Origin of the sequence: Idiomarina sp. OXR-189 (genome assembly GCF_034373425.1) — a bacterium.
In the GTDB taxonomy this organism is placed as follows: domain Bacteria; phylum Pseudomonadota; class Gammaproteobacteria; order Enterobacterales; family Alteromonadaceae; genus Idiomarina; species Idiomarina zobellii.
The window spans coordinates 96121-113376 of the sequence record NZ_CP139706.1; the positions used below are offsets into that span (position 1 = coordinate 96121).

Genomic DNA, 17256 nt, shown 5'->3' on the forward strand with positions numbered 1-17256 from the left:
GCGTTTCCACTCCGTCCGCATACACGGGCGTTATACCGTACGGAGAGATCTGTGAGTAGTTCCATAAAGTCAAAAATTCCTTTCTTGTTTCTTGTTTGCATTTCGATATGGTGGGGTTTCTATTACCAATCTAACAGCAAGCTTAATGATTATGGCAGTGCAAATTTTGAATGGCTGTTTCTTTTAGATGCATTGATAATGCTACCGATAATCTGCTTCTTGTGTGTCAAAGATAAAAAAGAAGCCTTATTAAAATCTATTATTTTAGTGTGTTTGGCTGTGCTCGTCGGTAGTTACATTATTCCCGAACAAAGTAAGCTGATTTGGCATTATCTTGAAAGTGGGCGCTATTTTGTCTTGGCTGGTATTCTATTGTTTGAACTTGTTGCGATTTTAACAGTGTATCTTGCGATTAAAGCAGCCATCGGTAAGAGTGAAGATCCCGATCTGTCTATTGAAAAGCCAATTAAAAAATATTTAGGTGAAGGTCCTGTTGCAAAGCTACTGAGTTTCGAAACCCGTATGTGGACTTATGCACTTTTCTCTAAGCGAGTGAAGTCAGAAAATTTTAGTGGAGAGCAGCACTTTACTTACCATCAGAAAGATGGGGCACAAAGTAACCTACTTGGCTTTATATTTTTGATAGCGTTTGAAATGCCAATTATGCATTTATTTTTGCATTTTATCTGGTCACCATTCGCTGCAAATATCGTAACTTTACTGACTGTGTTTAGCTTAGTATTTTTCATTGCTGAGTACCGTGCGATTGCGAGACGGCCTATTTCTTTGGTAGGAAATAAATTGTTCATTCGATACGGCCTTTATCAGCCATTGGTTATACCTTTAGGCAACATTGCAAAAATTCGTAAGAACCTTGAGTTTGTTAAGCGCTCTAGGTTTGTAAAGCGTTACAACTACTCAGGCTTTCCAAATGTTGAAATTGAATTGATTGAGCCTGTGGGGAAAATTAAGAGCGTATTCATCGGTGTTGATAGTGCTGAACAATTTATCTCGGCTGTATTAGCTGAGGCATCAAGGTATAACAATGCATTGCAGCGGACAAGCCGCTGAATGCGGCGTTAACGTCTGCTAATGGCACAAAGCCGAGATCCGACGAAGTGGTACTTTCCGTGAAAGTTGTGGTGCGATTAATTTGCAACACGTGGTAAGGAGCGGTTGCAATGTGGTGGTAAATTAAGTGCAATTAATCAAGAAGGTGAATCAATGAGTGAACAACTGAACTGTCAAAGCCGCATGGATGCGGCGACAACTCTGTACTTGCCGCAAACAACTATCCCCGTCCTGCTAAACCAATGACGTAAACTCCTATCTCTCCCGACTTGTTGGAACAAGTCGCACTCACAAGGTGCAATTAAACACTGAACAAAAATTCATGGATGAATGGTTACCGCCGAAGGACTCGGCGCAAATAAAAAACGTACATACCATTATACACAGTATGTACGTTTGAAATAAGAGCCGCTGACCTTATATGTAAAGCCCTGTCACTCACTCACATGCGAATAGACACTGTTTTTTCTATATACTCCTATAAAGCCGCTTTTTTTATAACTAAACTCATAAGAAGTAAGCTGTTTTTTCCATTGTTAACAAAAAGTAATAAAAAAGTTGGTTTTTAGATCAAGAAAGTTGTTGAATTAATATTTGGTTCAAGTATTGTTAACAACGCTCGAGGACGGTGTAGCCTGACAAAAACAAAAATAATTGGCACAGAGTCCTTGAGAAAATAATAAAAAGACTGTAAAAATACAGCTGACTCGATACAAAAAAATAACAAGAGGTCGAGGAGATTATCGAAAAGTTAGATTTCGTTTTTATAAATGGTCATCTCATTTATCGATAATCCAGGGAGTAAATAGCCGAGAGGCTTGCGGTTGCTCCATTTAATAATAACAACAATAAAACCAGGTTACGGAAGACCGCAATAACAACTCGGAAGCAGTGACAACCATTCTCATAGTAGCAGTGCGCTGCCAATCATATGAGAAAGCAGGCGATGGAAACATCGCCTTTTTTCTTTCTATACCCTCATTACTATTCCAACAATGACGTTATACGCATTATTGCGTTACAATACCCCTATATCTTCATACAGACAGTTTTCCTAACCAGGAGCGACAATGACTCGCCGAAAGAAAACACGTAAGACAGGGCCTTTGGCGCCTTCGAAGCAGCCAAAAGACAAACGCCCAAGTGAGCCAACTACAAAAGGCAAAAAGATAGGTAAAGGTCAGCGTCCGGGTCAGCGGCACTTAGAGAGTCAAAAAAATACACTGACTCACAGTAAAAGTGACGATGAGAAAGATCCTCGCGTTGGTAGCCGCCGTAAAATAGAACTCGTAATGACGCCTGAGCAGGAGCTGCAACAGCTGCAAAATGACGAGCGACTGCAACGTCTGGTCGAGCGATTTGAGGAAGGAGAGACTCTCAACGCTGACGATCAACGCTATTTGGACGAAAAATCAGAGCGTTACGAAACACTTATCAGCAAGCTGGGATACGAGCTTGATGACGACTGGGATGATGAGGAGTACTAATGTCCAGTGAATTACTTTGGGTGATAGCCATAGTTGGGCTCGTTATTATTATCGGGCTTGGGTGGTATGCGGCAACGCTCATGCTGCGCTTGCGTGGTCAGAACGACCTGCGCAAAGCGGCTGTACAAAAGCGTGTTGATAGGATTGATGAGAGTATTACTACGATTGCTAAAGCGATGCAGCAAGAGCAATGCCCGCTTTCTGAGGGCTGTCTGCGCATTGTTGTGCTGCTTGATCACAGACCTGAAGCTGTAAAATATGACTACTCGCAGGATTACCCTGCGATGCACGACATGTATGAAAAAATAAAGCACATGCCGACGCATGAAAACCGTAAGAAGTTTCCTAAGAAGAAAATTCGCGAACTTGATGATGAGCGTGAAGGTTATGAGAAAACGATGCGCGACATTATTCTTGCAGACGTCGACAAGCTATTGAAAAACTTTCCCGCCGCCTGAGGAGGCCGCATGGCGTTTTTTAAAGGAATGAAAGAAGACATCGCCAGTGTATTCGAGCGTGATCCAGCTGCGCGAAACACAATGGAGGTGCTGTTCCATTATCCTGGACTGCATGCCATTTGGTTTCACCGCATAAGCCATAAACTCTGGACCTGGAAGCTTTACTGGTTGGCTCGTTTTCTTTCAAACGTCGCGCGCTGGTTGACCGGAATAGAAATTCATCCCGGAGCCAAAATTGGACGCCGTTTTTTCATCGATCACGGCATGGGTGTCGTTATTGGCGAAACCGCAGAGATTGGTGACGATGTGACCTTGTACCATGGCGTGACTTTAGGGGGCACCAGCTGGCATAAAGGCAAGCGACACCCGACTTTGAAAGACGGCGTTGTTATTGGTGCCGGTGCAAAGGTGTTAGGCCCTTTAACCGTTGGACAGCAAGCGAGAATTGGCTCGAATGCCGTTGTGGTACGGGATGTTCCTGAGTTAACAACGGTTGTTGGTATTCCTGCTCGCGTGGCGAAGTCGGGTGTCGATAAAGAGACCAGCGAACGTCGTGAGAAAATGGCAAGAGAGTACGGTTTCGATGCGTATGCCATTTCAGCGGATAACCCAGACCCTGTAGCGACCGCAATTGGCCGCATGCTCGACCATGTTCAGGTTCTCGATACAAAAGTTTCAGACTTGTGCCAGGCGGTCAATAAGCTTGGTGGGGATGTGTGTAGTGAAATTCCGGAAGTTGATGTCGATGACGTGGACTTTTTGGAAGAAACAGAGCGCGCCGCTGAGCGACGCACTCATCATAAAGAGCAGGATAACTCTTAGGACTTCAAGTCAAAGCGTTCAATAAGCGAGTAGAGCTGCTTAATGGTTGATTGCAGCTCTGTGCTTGAACTTTGAGTCTGCTCTGACGTTGCCTGAGTAGAGCGAGCGGTGTCAGCAATAGACGTGATTTGTTCACTAATGTGTTCAGCAACACCGCTTTGCTCTTCAACGGCTGACGCCATTTGTGTCGACATATCGGAAATTTCCTGAATAGCCGTTGATATTTCACCTAACGCGGCATCGGCTTCCCGAACCTTGTTAACTCCGTCCGCTGCGGCTTCTTCGCCTTTATTGGATACAGACACTGCGTTGCTGGCTTTGTCGCGCAGCTGTTGAATAACCTGATGAATGCTGTCTGTTGACTGCGTTGTGCGCTGAGCCAGGTTACGTACTTCGTCGGCGACTACCGAGAAACCCCGACCGTGCTCACCAGCGCGAGCGGCTTCAATAGCGGCATTGAGCGCCAGCAGGTTGGTTTGGTCAGCAATAGATGAAATTAAATCGGCTGCTTCGCCAATAGCTCCTGTTGACTGATCTAGCTCATGGACTGTTTGAGCAATCTCTTTAACTGCATCGTGCAAGCTGACAATGACGTCACTTGCCTGACGGGCTAAACGGACACTGTTCTCAACGTTCGCATTAGCAGACTCGGCTTGTTGCGCATTACGTTCAACGGTATCGGCGACCTCCTGAATAGCTGAGGACATTTCGTTCATTGCCGTTGCCGTTTGCTCGGTCGATGCTGTTTGTTTGTCAATTTGCGTCTTACTGTCAGCTGCTTGCTGATGCGTGTCTTCTGCAATAGTGAGAAGCCCTGAAACTGCGTCCTTCATGCGGCTTAGAGCGGTTCTATTTCGTGCGCCTTCACTTAGCAGCTGCATTGCCAGTTTCGCTTCACGACCCTGCATATCGAAGTAGGTCATGCCGACGAGCTCAGAGTCGAATGCTTCTGGGCGCAAGTTGAGTAACCCTTGCAGCATACGGCCAATATAGGCGCCGTAAGCGAAGGTCGTTACGGCGGTTGCCGCAAGCGCAATGAGCGCAGAAATGGGCTGGCCCATTAAGGCAATGACGGCACTGGCTACGGCGCCTGGTATTACTACGGGCATCAAGTCTTTGCAGCCAAGCCATAAACGCTGTGCTAAAGGTAATGCGTTCTTGCCTGCGTTTAAGCGATCATAAATGGCTTGCGCGCGTTTTTTACGATTGTCTGATGCGGCGACACGAACGGACTCAAACCCTTTAGGCTTTCCGTCTTCCATAATGGGCGTTACATACGCACTGACCCAATAGTGGTCGCCATTCTTACAACGGTTTTTAACAAGCCCCATCCAGGGTTTACCGCGTTTAATGGTTTTCCACATTTGCTCAAATACGCCGGCAGGCATATCCGGGTGGCGCAGAATGTTGTGTGGCGAACCGATAAGTTCGTCTCGCGTATAACCGCTGACTTTAACGAAGTCCTCATTGCAGTGCGTAATAACACCTTTGAGATCCGTTGATGAAATTAACCGATAGTGATCGGGAAAGCGGTGTTCCTTGCCGGTGACCGGACCGTTATTTTTCATAACAACCTTGTAACAAAATGTTGATTAACATCAATATTAGTAAGGTTATCGTATTTTTGAGCGGAAAGTTGAGGAAAAGGCGAAATAAAGTGGTTAGTTGCATAAAAAAGCGCCGCTTAAAAAGCGGCGCTTCGAAATTCTTAAAAACGCTTAATGCACAATGTGCACTAAGAGTTCCTTACATAGGAACTACGTTTTCAGCTTGAGGACCTTTAGGACCTTGAGCAACGGTGAAAGAAACTTGTTGGCCTTCAGCCAAAGTTTTGAAACCGTCTGCTTGGATAGCGCTGAAATGTACGAATACGTCTGCGCCATTTTCTTGCTCGATGAAACCGAAGCCTTTCGCTTCGTTAAAGAATTTTACTTTACCAGTAGTAGTAGACATGCTGATATTTCCTCGTAGTGCATGTTAAAAACAAAAATGCTCAAAAAACTTGGTATTACTTGGACTTACAAAACGAGGTACAGCAAAAAGGACTTCGTAAATAATCTCAAATCAATAGCCGAAATTTTCTCAGCGGCTTCGAGTATACGCTTAATACAGCCCGAGTCAACAAGACCTTGTTTTATTTTAACCAGTTACGACTAATGTGGCGGAAAGTATCGGTGCCAGACTTCTCCAGCCATTCAAATGCCGCCATTTCGGAGGTAATAATTTCAACGCCCGAGTTTCTCATGCGCTCTATCGCACACTCTTTGTCTGTGGGGCGTCGTGAGCCAACAGTGTCAGACGGCAAAAACACCTGGTAGCCGGCATTTTGCATATCAATAGCGGTTTGCATGACACAAACGTGAGTTTCCATACCCATGACGACAATGTGTTTTTTATTGTATTCACTAAGAACATCGCGAAACGTTTGCTCTTTCAATGCACTGAAGTGCGTTTTCTCAACCACACGACCGGCTTCAATAATTTCCTGTAGAGAACTGACGGTGTAGCCCAGGCCTTTAGGGTATTGCTCGGTAATTAAAATGGGTACGTCCAGCTGCATAGCAATTTCACCCAGCCAGCGCATACGAGAGGTGACAATGTCTCGCTGGTGAATGGCCGGTAACAGCCGTTCCTGAGCGTCGACAATAAGAAGCAGCGAATCTTGGGCTGAAAGCAACATGGAATACCTCATTAGCAATGTTTTATTGCATTCTACCTTAGCGGATTAACAAGGCGATTAGCAAAAAGTCGTAACCTGCTTAAAAAATCCGCAGTAAATTTGCAGTCGTGCCCGCCAATAGCTACAATTCCCGCCTTTCCAAATGCAGATGCACATCCAAACAGTAAATAAAAGGTGACACCATGGCTCCGGTATTGATTCTAATGGGTTCCCAGTCCGATTGGCCGGTAATGCAAAAAGCAGCAGAAATGCTGGAATCGCTGAACGTAAAGTGGCAGGCGAAAGTCGTTTCTGCGCATCGTACGCCGGACTTACTTAAGTCGACGATGGAACAAGCCGAGCAAAACGGGGTGCCTGTGGTTATAGCCGGCGCTGGTGGCGCTGCTCACTTGCCAGGTATGCTGGCAGCTTATACGGCCATTCCGGTGTTTGGTGTGCCGGTTCCAAGCAAGCAGTTAAAAGGTTTAGACAGTTTATTGTCTATTGTGCAAATGCCTAAAGGTGTGGCTGTTGGTACTCTGGCGATTGGTGATGCCGGTGCGGCCAATGCGGGCTTGTTGGCCGCTCAGGTTATTGGCAGCTTTGACAGCGAAGTGCGTAAACGCGTCCATGAATTCCGCAAAGCGCAGAAAGAGAAAGTGATGGCTAACTCAGATTTGGAGCTGCCAAAATGAAAATTTTGATCCTTGGCAACGGGCAGTTAGGCCAAATGCTGGGTAAAGCCGTTATTCAGCAGGGGCATGAATGTGTCTTATACAGTGACCGGCTGGATAAGGTGATGGCTCTAGGTAGCCAACAACCTTTGGCAATGACGTTAGCTGAGGCGAATGACTGGGCGGATGTAACCACCTGGGAGCACGAGCATTTAGGCGAAGAGCTGGTTGCTAAAACCGCCGATAAGTTCTTATTAAAAGCAGAGCGTTTCAACGGTTTAGTTGATCGTCGTACGCAAAAAGCGCTTTGTGATGAGCTGGATATTCCGACTTCGGCCTGGAAGGCTTATGAGAATGTGGCTGAGCTGACGGCTATTTTAGAAAGCTGTGACCATGCGGTTGTTATTAAGTCGGCGAAAGGCGGCTACGACGGCAAGGGCCAGTGGCGCTGGAAACCGGGTGAGGACACTGCTGCTGTCGCTGAAGAGGCAGGGCAACGCCCGGGTATTGTTGAAGACATGATTAACTTTACCGACGAAGTGTCGGTTGTTGGCGCTCGTTCGCATAAAGGCGAGCAGCGCTGTTTCCCGCTGACTTTGAATGTTCATACGAAAGGTATCCTGTCTTATAGTTTGGCGGGCGCAGAACACTTTTCTAAAGCGCTTGAGGCGTTAGCCAAAGAGCATCATAAAAAGCTGACCGATGCACTCGACTACGTCGGCGTTTTGGCTATAGAGTTTTTCGTGGTTGGAGAGGGTGACAACCAGCATTTGCTGGTGAACGAAGTGGCTCCGCGAGTTCATAATTCAGGGCACTGGACGATGAGTGGTGCTAACTGTGACCAGTTCAACCTGCACATTCGCGCCATTACAGGCTTACCTCTGCCTGAACTGCTCATTGCACCTACTCTGATGGTGAACGTCATTGGTGTTGCGGGTATTCCGGAAGCTTTATGGGAAGCCGCTGCAGCCGACTGCCATTGGTATGGTAAGGATGCGCGACCCGGTCGAAAAGTGGGCCACGTGAATATAATGATCGACTCGTTTGAGCGCGGTGAGAACCTGGCCTCAACCTGGGCGGATAAACTGCAACTGTTAGTGAGTTAACGCTCGTTGCGATGAGCGGTTAAAACCGCTCATCCAGCCATTTCTGCATATCCTGAACCTGCTCCAAGCACAGCGAGTGTGGCATTGGGTAGGTTTGATACGTCACTGAAAACCCTTTCTCTTTCAAAATTGCACAGGCTTTCTGGCCAAGAACTTCCGGAACCACAGGGTCCTGAGTACCGTGTTGAACCAAAATGGGCAGTTGTGCATTGGCTTCATTTACCTGAATGTCATCGGCTGTAGCAAAGTACGTAGAATGCGCCATTAAACCCGCCAGCGGTTTTGGGTAGGTTAAAGCGGCTTCATAACCCACGGCACCGCCTTGAGAGAATCCGGCAATAATAATGCGTTTACTGTCGATGCCCTGAGCAATTTGCTCGTCTATCATGGCGTGTACTTTAGCCGCCGACTCGCGTAGCTGTTTGCTGTCTATTTGGCGGTCGATGCTCATATCGGTAATGTCGTACCAGGCAGGCATGACCATGCCCTGGTTTATGGTGACCGGCATTTGTGGGGCATGAGGAAACAAAAAGCGAACCTGCGCGTTGGCAAATTTCAGGTGCTCGGTCATAGGGACAAAGTCATTGCCCGAGGCTCCCAGGCCATGTAACCAAATGATAACGGCATCGGCTGTGCCTGCCGGTTCGTGTTTTATGACTTCCAGAGACATTACTGCTTTCCTATTTCTGCGGCAGGGTAAGAACCCAGCCAGTGAATGTTATTCATAGCGGCCAATTCTTTAAGAGCCGAAGCGACACCCGGTTCGCTGCGGTGGCCATCAAAGTCGATGAAGAAATGATAGTCACCAAACTGACTACCCGCCGGCCGTGACACTATGGAGGTTAAGTTAATTTGCTGCTTCGCAAACACCTGCAAGCTGTCGACCAGCAAGCCGGGATGGTCGTTGTCATCAATGAGCAGCAAGCTGCTTTTCCAGCGCTCATCTTTTCTGTATTCCGGCTCTTCAGACGCTGCGGATAATACCACGAAGCGTGTTTCGTTGCGTGGGTTGTCAGCGATATTGTTACTCAATATCTGCAACGTCTGCGGGCAACTAATGTGTTGGGGAACTATGGCTGCAGACGCCTCTTCAGCCGCCAGCAGAGCTTGAAGCGACGCGGCGTTACTGGCTGTATGAATAATGGGCAGCCCGAGCTTGTGTAAGTACGAATTACATTGCCCGGCTGCGACAAACTGCGCCCATATCTGGGCAGGCTTCGCACTATTACTGAGACACTGGAAGCCAACAGGAATACGGATTTCCGCCTGAATGCGTAAGGGTCGTTGCACCAAATAGTCGACGACTGGAGAAACGAAGCCTTCGGTCAAATTTTCAATAGGAACAACGGCAGCGTCGCATTCTCGTCCAACCGACTCCAGGCAGCTAACCAGGTTATCCAGTAACTGAATGTCGTGATTTTGTTCCGGCTGGTAAAGCCCAGCGGCAACCTCCGAAAAGGTGCCGGCAGGGCCTAAAGTGGCTAGCTTCATTTCTTATATTGCTCGAACCAGGCCAGTGCATGCTCAATTTTGGCAATCATGTTGGAAGGACGAGCTGTAACGCCATGAAAAGCGCCCGGAACACGAACCATAGCTGTATCTACTTTTTGCAGCTTCAATGCCTGGTAGAACTGCTCGGTTTCCGATATCGGTGTGCGACGATCTTTCTCGCCGGTGAACAGCATGACCGGTGTTTCAACGTCACCGACCATAGACAGTGGCGAGCGCTGCCAGTAGTGCTCTAGCTCTTCCCATGGCATACCCGGGAATTGGTTGGTAATTTGACCAATTGAGCTGTCAGCCGTCAGTACTTTGCTGACCCAGTTAATAACCGGGTTAGTGGCGGCGGCGGCGTTGAAGCGGTTGGTCAGCCCGACTGCGTAGGCTGTGGCGATGCCACCTGCAGAGCCGCCGGCAATAAACAGGTTGTCTGAGTCGGCAATGCCTTTATCAATGAGTAAATCAATGCCAGTCATGTGATCAGCAAAGTCATAAGGTGACGAGTAGTTGCCGTCCAGCAGCATGGCGAAGTCTTTACCGTAAGAAGTACTGCCGCGGTGGTTTACATAAAGCACCACATAGCCCTCGGCGGCATAGCGTTGGTGTTCTGCGGCAAAATGCGGACCGTAAGACAGGTGAGGACCACCATGTATTTCTAACAGTAACGGGTACTCTTTGTTTTCATCGTAGTTTGGCGGAGTAATGTACCAGCCATGAATCTCTTCGCCGTCGTAGCGCGACTCATAGCGAATTTCGTGAACTTCACCCAGTTCACGGTGGCCAAGCAGGTCTTCATTTAGCTGAGTAAACTGAACCGCTTCGCCATCTTGTGGCTGATAACCGACATCGGCGGGGCGATATTCAGACCCTTTTGTGTAGGCAATAGCACCGGTTTTTGAGGCCGTAAAAGAGCCCATGGTATAAGGGCGGCTGACATAAACGCCGGAAACGTCATCCACTCGGTTTGTCAGTTCATTGCTTAAAGTGACATCAGCAACAACAGTTTTCCCCTGATCGGCGTATGAAACTGCTAGTGATTCATTGCCAGTCCACTGTGGCGAGCTAAAAGAACGGTCAAAGTCAGCTTGAAGTTCTGTCTCTGAGCGTTCGCTCCAGTCCATGACCCACAATTGTGACTTATGGTAAGGCACCGGCTCGTTCGAGCTGTGTAAGTATGCCAGGCGCTCGCCGTCAGGAGAGAACTGCGGTGACGACTCACGACCAGGCTTGTCAGTGACCTGTGTTACTTCTTTTGAGCTCAGGCTGACGCTGTAAAGGTCACTTTCATTCACCTGATACGCCCAGTCTTCAGAGCGGTTTCCGGAAAATACGATTTGGCTGTCGTCTTCTGCCCAGGCTAAGGGGCCGCCATGTCGATAAGGGCCGTCGGTCAGCTGGCGAGCAGTGCCGCCCTCAGCCGGCACTACGAAGAGTTGTGTGTGCGCCGGCTCCAGAACACCTTTACCGTCGCGCTGATAATAAGCTTCTTCAACAATAATAGGCGACTTGGACCACTTCGCGCCTTTCGGCTTCTTCGGTTTTTTTACGCTTTTAGCGAATGGCGTCGGTTCAGCATTCACTGACATGGTGAAAGCCAACTGAGAATCATCGTTAGACCAACTAATGCTACCCGGGCTATTGTTTACGTGAGTGACTTTGGCGGTGCGCTGCTCTTTAATCCAGTGCACATGAATTTGGTTCTTTTCTGAGCGGTTAGAGGCAAAAGCAAGGCGGGTACCATCGTTTGACCAGGCCAGGCTACCGTAGCTGAATTCATCGTCAAAAATTGGTAAATGCTGACCGGTTTCGGTATCAATCAGCCATAATGAACGAAGAGTATTGTCTTTCATGTCATCGAAGCTGTTGCGGATGTACGCAATATACTTACCGTCTGGTGAAATACTGACTTGATTGGCGTATTCAAGCTGGAAAATATCTTCCGCCTGAAAGGTCGTTTTGGCGGTTTCCTGAGCCAAAGTTGGCGCGGAAGTGAAAAGTAGCGCTAAGCTACCTGCGATAACGGATTGCTTTAACCACATTGTTGTTCTCCTTTTGGTTATGGCTTTACGTTACTCAAGCTGACGAAGCGATGCAAAGAGTTCCGTTCAAGTTCGCAGAAAATACGGTAAACTGACACTCTGTTCCCAAAGCAGGTATAAGGAAAACGCATGCACTACCGCCAAACTCGCGCCGAAATATCGACCGCAGCAATAGCACATAACGCTCAGTGGGTGCGTAAAACAATGGCGGGTGGCAAGCTTCTGGGAGTGGTAAAAGCAGACGGTTACGGACATGGTGTTGCTCATGCTGCCAATGCGTTAAAGCCACATGTTGATGGTATGGCGGCTGGTTTTATGGAAGAGGCGTTAGCGGTTCGCGAAGCTGGGTATCAGGGACCTTTGGTCATTTTGGAAGGCTGTTTTTCGGTGTCAGAGCTGGCTGTGTGTGCAGAATATAATTTAAGCCCCGTTGTTCACTGTGAGCAGCAATTACAGGCTATTGAACAAACTGCGTTAAATAAGCCGCTGTGGGTATGGTTAAAAGTCGACACAGGCATGCATCGCCTGGGTTGGTCTGAAGAGCAGGCTCAGCAAGCCTTGGTGCGATTAAATGCAAGCCAGAATGTGGCGGGTGTTACCCTCATGTCGCATTTAGCGAATGCAGACACTGACCACGATCTGAACGCAGAGCAAAAGCGACTGTTCTGCCAGTTGTCTGAGAGTACTAAAGGCTACCAAGCTCGCAGTTTCCACAATTCAGCGGGGGTATTGAACCCGGAAACCCAGTGGGTGTTGCAAGACAATGATTGGGTTCGGGCGGGATTGTTGTTGTACGGCGTTAATCCGTCAACGGTCACAGAAGTGCAAGATAGTTTGAAACCAGCCATGCGTCTGGTTGCTCCCGTTATTGCGTTGCATAAGCTCGAGAAAGGAGAATCGGTTGGCTACGGTAGTGCGTGGACAGCTCAGCGACCAAGCCTTATAGCAACCGTGGCAATGGGCTACGCTGATGGCTATCCGCGCCAAGCCGACAATGGAGCACCAGCGATGGTGCGTGGGCAAGCGGTAGGCTTAGCAGGGCGCGTGTCTATGGATATGCTGACGATAGATGTGACAGATGTTGCCGATGTTCAGATAGGCGACGATGTTGAGCTTTGGGGTCCAAATGTCGATGTGCGTGAGGTTGCGGCTCATGCCAGGACTATTTCCTGGCACTTGCTCACGGGTGTTAGCGTGAGAGTGCCCAGGGTTAAGGTATAGAGCAGCCTCAGGCTATTAGCCATACAAAAAGTATGGCGATTATTAGTATTTGTCCTGCAAGTGCACCTGATCTTTATCAATAAGGGCGTATACTGAAGGTAAACCGAAATAACAGGTGTTTACCATGTTTGAAAGTTTTGACGCATTGTTCCTGGCGCGCTTTCAGTTTGCTTTTACCATCGCGTTTCACATTATTTTTCCTGCGTTCACCATTGGTGTGGCTAGCTACTTAGCCGTGCTTGAAGGGCTATATCTAAGAACCAGAAATCCGGTTTATCAGAAATTATTCCGTTACTGGGTCAAAATATTTGCCGTTGCTTTTGGTATGGGCGTGGTGTCCGGCATTGTGATGAGTTACCAGTTTGGGACTAACTGGTCGGTATTCTCAGACAAAGCAGGGCCGGTTATCGGACCGTTAATGGGATACGAAGTACTGACTGCGTTCTTCCTTGAAGCCGGGTTCCTTGGTGTCATGCTGTTTGGTATGAACAAAGTGGGTGAAAAGCTGCACTTCTTCGCTACCTTGATGGTTGCAATTGGCACGGCTATTTCTGCCTTCTGGATTTTATCGGTAAACAGTTGGATGCAGACCCCAGCCGGCTACGCCATGAATGACGTTGGCCAATTTGTGGTGACTGACTGGTTTGAAGTGGTATTCAACCCTTCTTTTCCGTATCGGCTGGCGCATATGCTACTGGCCGCTTATTTAACCGTGGCCTTTGTTGTTGGTGCCGTCGGTGCATGGCACTTGTTAAAAGACAAAACCAACGCTGCGGCACGCAAAATGTTCTCCATGGCCATGTGGATGGCGTTAATTGTTGCGCCTCTGCAAGTCTTTGTCGGTGACCTTCACGGGTTAAATACTCAGGAACATCAGCCTGCAAAAGTCGCGGCAATGGAAGGACACTTTGATACTGAAGCCCAGGCACCACTGTATTTATTCGGGTTGCCCAACGAGGAAACGGCGGCAGTCGACTATGCCTTAAAAGTCCCCGGCCTTGCCAGCATTATTCTTAAGCATGATATTAATGCAGAAGTCACTGGCCTTGACCAATTTCCGCGTGAAGATTGGCCCCCAGTAGCGACCGTGTTTTGGTCATTCAGAATCATGGTCGGAATAGGACTTTTGATGGTGCTGGCGGGACTATGGTCAGGTCTGCAACGGTTACGCGGTAAGCTATATGACAATAGCCTGCTATTGCGCTTTAGTTTGTTTATGGGCCCTATGGGGTTTGTCGCTGTAATTGCCGGCTGGATAGTGACTGAAGTGGGACGTCAGCCCTGGGTTATCTATGGCTTATTGCGCACAGCCGATGCGGCGTCTCCTATTGATAAAGCGGGTGTCGCGGGCAGTCTGATAGCCTTTATTGTGGTTTACTTCCTCGTTTTTGGTGCCGGTACGTTCTATATTCTGCGCAAAATGGCAGCGGATCCTGCAAAAGTAACGATTCCCGAGTATGCCAAACATAAGCCGACAATGGCGGCTGAGCGCATTTACGATGAGGAGGCCTAAGCTATGGATTACGCACTGATTTGGGCAATATTAATTTCGGTCGCCGTATTTGCTTATGTTGCGCTGGACGGCTTTGACCTGGGAATTGCACTGCTTTTCCCCTGGTTCAAAAAGGAAGAAGATCGCGATGTAATGATGAACACTGTGGCGCCAGTCTGGGACGGAAATGAAACCTGGCTGGTACTGGGCGGTGGTGGCTTGCTGGCGGTGTTTCCGCTTGCCTACTCTGTGCTCATGCCTGCACTTTATATGCCGGTTATTGCTATGCTGTTGGGGCTCATTTTTCGCGGTGTGGCTTTTGAGTACCGCTTTAAAACTAAGCGAGCAAAAGGGGTTTGGGATTTATCCTTTATTATTGGTTCATTAATAGCGGCGTTGAGTCAGGGCATTATGCTGGGCGCAATGCTACAGGGTATTGAGGTAACAGACCGGGCCTATTCCGGCGGCTGGTTTGACTGGTTAACCCCGTTTAGCTTTTTCTGCGGTGTTGCTGTGGTTATTGGCTACATGATGCTGGGAGCGACTTGGTTAGTCATGAAAACCAAAGGTGACCTGCAGCGTCAAAGCTATCGGGCGGGCTGGTACAGCGCTATTCTTTTAGTGGCCTGTATTGCTTTTGTGAGTCTTTATTTGCCTTACGTTGACAGCTACATTGCAGAGCGTTGGTTTACTTACCCCGCATCGGTTGGCTTGTGGGTGTTACCAGTATTGTTGGTGGTTATTACTCTGGGCTTACTGCGATCGTTACAAAAACGGCAGGAAGGGCGGCCGTATTTGTGGGGCCTGGGGCTGTTTCTTCTGTCTTTTGCCGGGTTTGCGGTCAGTATTTTCCCTTACCTGGTACCGCGCAGCATTACTTTGTGGCAGGCCGCCGCGCCTGAAAACAGCCTGAAGTTTCTGCTGGTTGGTGCCGTGGTGCTCTTGCCGATTATCTTTGCTTACACCGGTTATACCTATTGGGTGTTCAGAGGTAAGGTAGACCCGAACAGCGGGTATCACGACTGATGAAACCGGTACTTAAAAAGTGGCTGTGGTTTATCGGTTTGTGGTGCCTGGGTGTGCTGGCTGTCACTTTAGTCGGTGGCCTTATCCGCTGGGCGTTGTTGTAGATATAGAAAAGGCACCCATTGGCGGGAGCCTTTTTATTTGAGATCTAATGTTGCTTAGTTTTCTAACTGATGAACCCACTCAGTTAACAAGCGCACTCCAAAGCCGGTTGGTCCTGCCGGATGAATACCGGTATCTGAACTGACCATCGCGTCAGCGGCCATATCGATATGGATCCACGGCGTGTCACCGGCAAAGTGCTTAAGAAACGCTGCACCGGCCTGTGTGCCCGGAGAGCCAATGTTACGAATGTCGGCCAGCGGACTGTCGATAATGCCGTCATAACCTTCTAAAGGCAGCTCCCAGACTTTTTCACCAGTGACATTGCCAGCCTTAATAATGGCTGAGCGTAAGTCGTCCTCAGATGCAAACAAAGCGGCGTAACCAGTACCCAGGGCGCCAACTTTTGAACCGGTTAATGTCGCAATATTGGCAATGGCGCGAGGTTTAAATTTGTCGTTGGCATACCAGTTACCGTCGCCAAGAATCAGACGTCCTTCGGCGTCGGTGTTGGCAATTTCTACCAAAGTCCCGTCACCAGCTCTAACGACGTCGCCCGGCAACGTTGCTGAACCAGAAATAAGGTTGTGCGACAGCGGTGCTACAGCAACCACATTGACCGGAGCTTCTTGTGCCGCTAGCGCCATAACCGCGCCAATAACGGCTCCAGCACCAGCTTTGTCGGTTTGCATGCGCAAAATAGAAGAAGAACTGGTTTTTAAGTTATAGCCACCGGTGTCAAAGGTGTTGCCTTTGCCGACCAATGCGATTGGGTCAGCGTTACTGCCCTTATAGTGGGCGGCCAGCAGGTATGAACCATGTTGGCTGCCTTGGCTAACGCTTTTCAATAAACCCATACCCATTTCGTCGACTTGCTCAGGCGTGACGATAGTCAGCTCAATGTTTAAGTTTTTCATGGCCTCCTGAGCTAACTTAACGATGGCTTCAGGGTAGCCGTCGCTGCCGGGCAGAGCGGTAATGTCGCGGGCAACAAAAACGCCTTCAGCAATGGCGCGCGAGGCCAGATACTTTTTCTCTGCCATGTCCGGGCTTTTCACTAACCAATGGTAAGCCGTTTGCGGACGCTCTTTTGGCTCGGACTGATAACGGTCAAAGCGATAGTTGCGCAAGTCGATACCATGAGCAATGTGCGAACTCAGTTCGGCGGCAATGCCCGGGTTGCTAATTAGGCGCATGTCGAAAACAACGCTTTCTAGCTCAGGCTTTAAAGCAGCCGCAATAGACGCGCCTAACTTCTCCGCTTCAAAGCGGGAAAGTTCAGCCGGGTTACCGACGCCTGCCAGAAGCAGGTGATTGGCTTTGGTGCCCTCAGGCGCAATAACCGTGGTTAACTGTGATGCCTCGCCTTCAAATTCTTCAATCTCTGCTGCGCGGCTAACGGCGTTAACGTCAGAGCCTGACCATTCTGGTAGCTCAACTGCCGTACCTTCCGGCACAAAAATAACGCGAGTTTTGGTGTGTTTGTTTTCATCAGAAAAGCTCGTGGACGTGTCCAGGTAGTCACTTGCCAACGCAGGCAGCGACAAAACCGAAGAAACAGCCAGAGCACTCATGACCTGTTTTAACGACATAGTGTTT

At 48.5% G+C, this 17256-nt stretch carries 16 protein-coding genes; 9 read left to right on the forward strand and 7 right to left on the reverse strand.

The genetic code is table 11. The features are described from left to right. Positions 1-51 precede the first annotated feature (51 nt). From UM402_RS00440 to cysE, 4 genes are all read left to right on the forward strand, one after another. Positions 52-1071 (forward strand): hypothetical protein, encoded by a 1020-nt coding sequence (locus tag UM402_RS00440; RefSeq protein WP_058576493.1) that lies wholly within the window; start codon positions 52-54, stop codon positions 1069-1071. Between the two features lie 1070 nt (positions 1072-2141). Then, on the forward strand, positions 2142-2558 hold the full coding sequence (locus UM402_RS00445; protein WP_053954123.1) for a GTPase-activating protein: 417 nt from the start codon (positions 2142-2144) through the stop codon (positions 2556-2558). Then, positions 2558-3016 (forward strand): DUF2489 domain-containing protein, encoded by a 459-nt coding sequence (locus tag UM402_RS00450; RefSeq protein ID WP_058576494.1) that lies wholly within the window; start codon positions 2558-2560, stop codon positions 3014-3016. Before UM402_RS00445 ends, UM402_RS00450 begins: the two co-directional genes overlap by 1 nt. 9 nt (positions 3017-3025) lie before the next feature. After that, positions 3026-3838: a serine O-acetyltransferase gene (gene cysE / locus UM402_RS00455; protein ID WP_053954125.1), complete on the forward strand. Its 813-nt coding sequence runs from the start codon at positions 3026-3028 to the stop codon at positions 3836-3838. On the opposite strand, the gene UM402_RS00460 is transcribed toward cysE, so the two are convergent. From UM402_RS00460 to UM402_RS00470, 3 genes are all read right to left on the reverse strand, one after another. Next, positions 3835-5406 carry a methyl-accepting chemotaxis protein gene (locus UM402_RS00460; protein ID WP_058576495.1) on the reverse strand — a complete coding sequence of 524 codons (1572 nt, stop codon included), beginning with the start codon at positions 5404-5406 and terminating at the stop codon, positions 3835-3837. The genes cysE and UM402_RS00460 overlap by 4 nt on opposite strands. 178 nt (positions 5407-5584) lie before the next feature. Continuing rightward, positions 5585-5791 carry a cold-shock protein gene (locus UM402_RS00465; RefSeq protein WP_006954095.1) on the reverse strand — a complete coding sequence of 69 codons (207 nt, stop codon included), beginning with the start codon at positions 5789-5791 and terminating at the stop codon, positions 5585-5587. 181 nt (positions 5792-5972) lie between these two features. Then, positions 5973-6518: a hydrolase gene (locus tag UM402_RS00470; protein ID WP_053954127.1), complete on the reverse strand. Its 546-nt coding sequence runs from the start codon at positions 6516-6518 to the stop codon at positions 5973-5975. A 182-nt stretch (positions 6519-6700) separates the two neighbouring features. On the opposite strand from UM402_RS00470, the gene purE reads away from it, so the two are divergent. Beyond that, the gene (purE, locus tag UM402_RS00475) at positions 6701-7192 is read left to right on the forward strand and encodes a 5-(carboxyamino)imidazole ribonucleotide mutase (RefSeq protein ID WP_058576496.1); all 492 of its coding nucleotides are present in this window, start codon (positions 6701-6703) and stop codon (positions 7190-7192) included. Further along, a complete protein-coding gene (locus tag UM402_RS00480; RefSeq protein ID WP_058576497.1) occupies positions 7189-8277 on the forward strand; it encodes an ATP-grasp domain-containing protein in 1089 nt (362 codons plus the stop codon). Before purE ends, UM402_RS00480 begins: the two co-directional genes overlap by 4 nt. 19 nt (positions 8278-8296) lie before the next feature. On the opposite strand, the gene UM402_RS00485 is transcribed toward UM402_RS00480, so the two are convergent. The 3 genes from UM402_RS00485 to UM402_RS00495 are packed head-to-tail and all read right to left on the reverse strand — an operon-like array spanning position 8297 to position 11816. Then, positions 8297-8947: an alpha/beta hydrolase gene (locus UM402_RS00485; RefSeq protein ID WP_058576498.1), complete on the reverse strand. Its 651-nt coding sequence runs from the start codon at positions 8945-8947 to the stop codon at positions 8297-8299. After that, positions 8947-9768, reverse strand: coding sequence for a prephenate dehydratase (locus tag UM402_RS00490; RefSeq protein WP_058576499.1), 822 nt, complete (start codon positions 9766-9768; stop codon positions 8947-8949). Before UM402_RS00490 ends, UM402_RS00485 begins: the two co-directional genes overlap by 1 nt. Beyond that, positions 9765-11816: a S9 family peptidase gene (locus UM402_RS00495; protein WP_058576500.1), complete on the reverse strand. Its 2052-nt coding sequence runs from the start codon at positions 11814-11816 to the stop codon at positions 9765-9767. Before UM402_RS00495 ends, UM402_RS00490 begins: the two co-directional genes overlap by 4 nt. A 129-nt stretch (positions 11817-11945) precedes the next feature. Here UM402_RS00495 and alr point away from each other — a divergent pair, with 129 nt between their 5' ends. From alr to cydB, 3 genes are all read left to right on the forward strand, one after another. Next, positions 11946-13037 (forward strand): alanine racemase, encoded by a 1092-nt coding sequence (alr, locus tag UM402_RS00500; protein ID WP_058576501.1) that lies wholly within the window; start codon positions 11946-11948, stop codon positions 13035-13037. 124 nt (positions 13038-13161) lie between these two features. Then, positions 13162-14550 carry a cytochrome ubiquinol oxidase subunit I gene (locus tag UM402_RS00505; protein ID WP_058576502.1) on the forward strand — a complete coding sequence of 463 codons (1389 nt, stop codon included), beginning with the start codon at positions 13162-13164 and terminating at the stop codon, positions 14548-14550. Positions 14551-14553: 3 nt separating this feature from the next. Then, positions 14554-15555, forward strand: coding sequence for a cytochrome d ubiquinol oxidase subunit II (gene cydB, locus UM402_RS00510; protein WP_058576503.1), 1002 nt, complete (start codon positions 14554-14556; stop codon positions 15553-15555). A 158-nt stretch (positions 15556-15713) separates the two neighbouring features. On the opposite strand, the gene UM402_RS00515 is transcribed toward cydB, so the two are convergent. Then, positions 15714-17249, reverse strand: coding sequence for a leucyl aminopeptidase family protein (locus UM402_RS00515; RefSeq protein ID WP_058576504.1), 1536 nt, complete (start codon positions 17247-17249; stop codon positions 15714-15716). Positions 17250-17256: the final 7 nt, after the last annotated feature.

Coding starts and splice junctions, on each gene's coding strand:
- UM402_RS00445 (WP_053954123.1), top strand. CDS start 2,142: ATGACTCGCCGAAAGAAAACACGTAAGACAGGGCCTTTGGCGCCTTCG.
- UM402_RS00450 (WP_058576494.1), top strand. CDS start 2,558: ATGTCCAGTGAATTACTTTGGGTGATAGCCATAGTTGGGCTCGTTATT.
- cysE (WP_053954125.1), top strand. CDS start 3,026: ATGGCGTTTTTTAAAGGAATGAAAGAAGACATCGCCAGTGTATTCGAG.
- UM402_RS00460 (WP_058576495.1), bottom strand. CDS start 5,406: ATGAAAAATAACGGTCCGGTCACCGGCAAGGAACACCGCTTTCCCGAT.
- UM402_RS00465 (WP_006954095.1), bottom strand. CDS start 5,791: ATGTCTACTACTACTGGTAAAGTAAAATTCTTTAACGAAGCGAAAGGC.
- UM402_RS00470 (WP_053954127.1), bottom strand. CDS start 6,518: ATGTTGCTTTCAGCCCAAGATTCGCTGCTTCTTATTGTCGACGCTCAG.
- purE (WP_058576496.1), top strand. CDS start 6,701: ATGGCTCCGGTATTGATTCTAATGGGTTCCCAGTCCGATTGGCCGGTA.
- UM402_RS00480 (WP_058576497.1), top strand. CDS start 7,189: ATGAAAATTTTGATCCTTGGCAACGGGCAGTTAGGCCAAATGCTGGGT.
- UM402_RS00485 (WP_058576498.1), bottom strand. CDS start 8,947: ATGTCTCTGGAAGTCATAAAACACGAACCGGCAGGCACAGCCGATGCC.
- UM402_RS00490 (WP_058576499.1), bottom strand. CDS start 9,768: ATGAAGCTAGCCACTTTAGGCCCTGCCGGCACCTTTTCGGAGGTTGCC.
- UM402_RS00495 (WP_058576500.1), bottom strand. CDS start 11,816: ATGTGGTTAAAGCAATCCGTTATCGCAGGTAGCTTAGCGCTACTTTTC.
- alr (WP_058576501.1), top strand. CDS start 11,946: ATGCACTACCGCCAAACTCGCGCCGAAATATCGACCGCAGCAATAGCA.
- UM402_RS00505 (WP_058576502.1), top strand. CDS start 13,162: ATGTTTGAAAGTTTTGACGCATTGTTCCTGGCGCGCTTTCAGTTTGCT.
- cydB (WP_058576503.1), top strand. CDS start 14,554: ATGGATTACGCACTGATTTGGGCAATATTAATTTCGGTCGCCGTATTT.
- UM402_RS00515 (WP_058576504.1), bottom strand. CDS start 17,249: ATGTCGTTAAAACAGGTCATGAGTGCTCTGGCTGTTTCTTCGGTTTTG.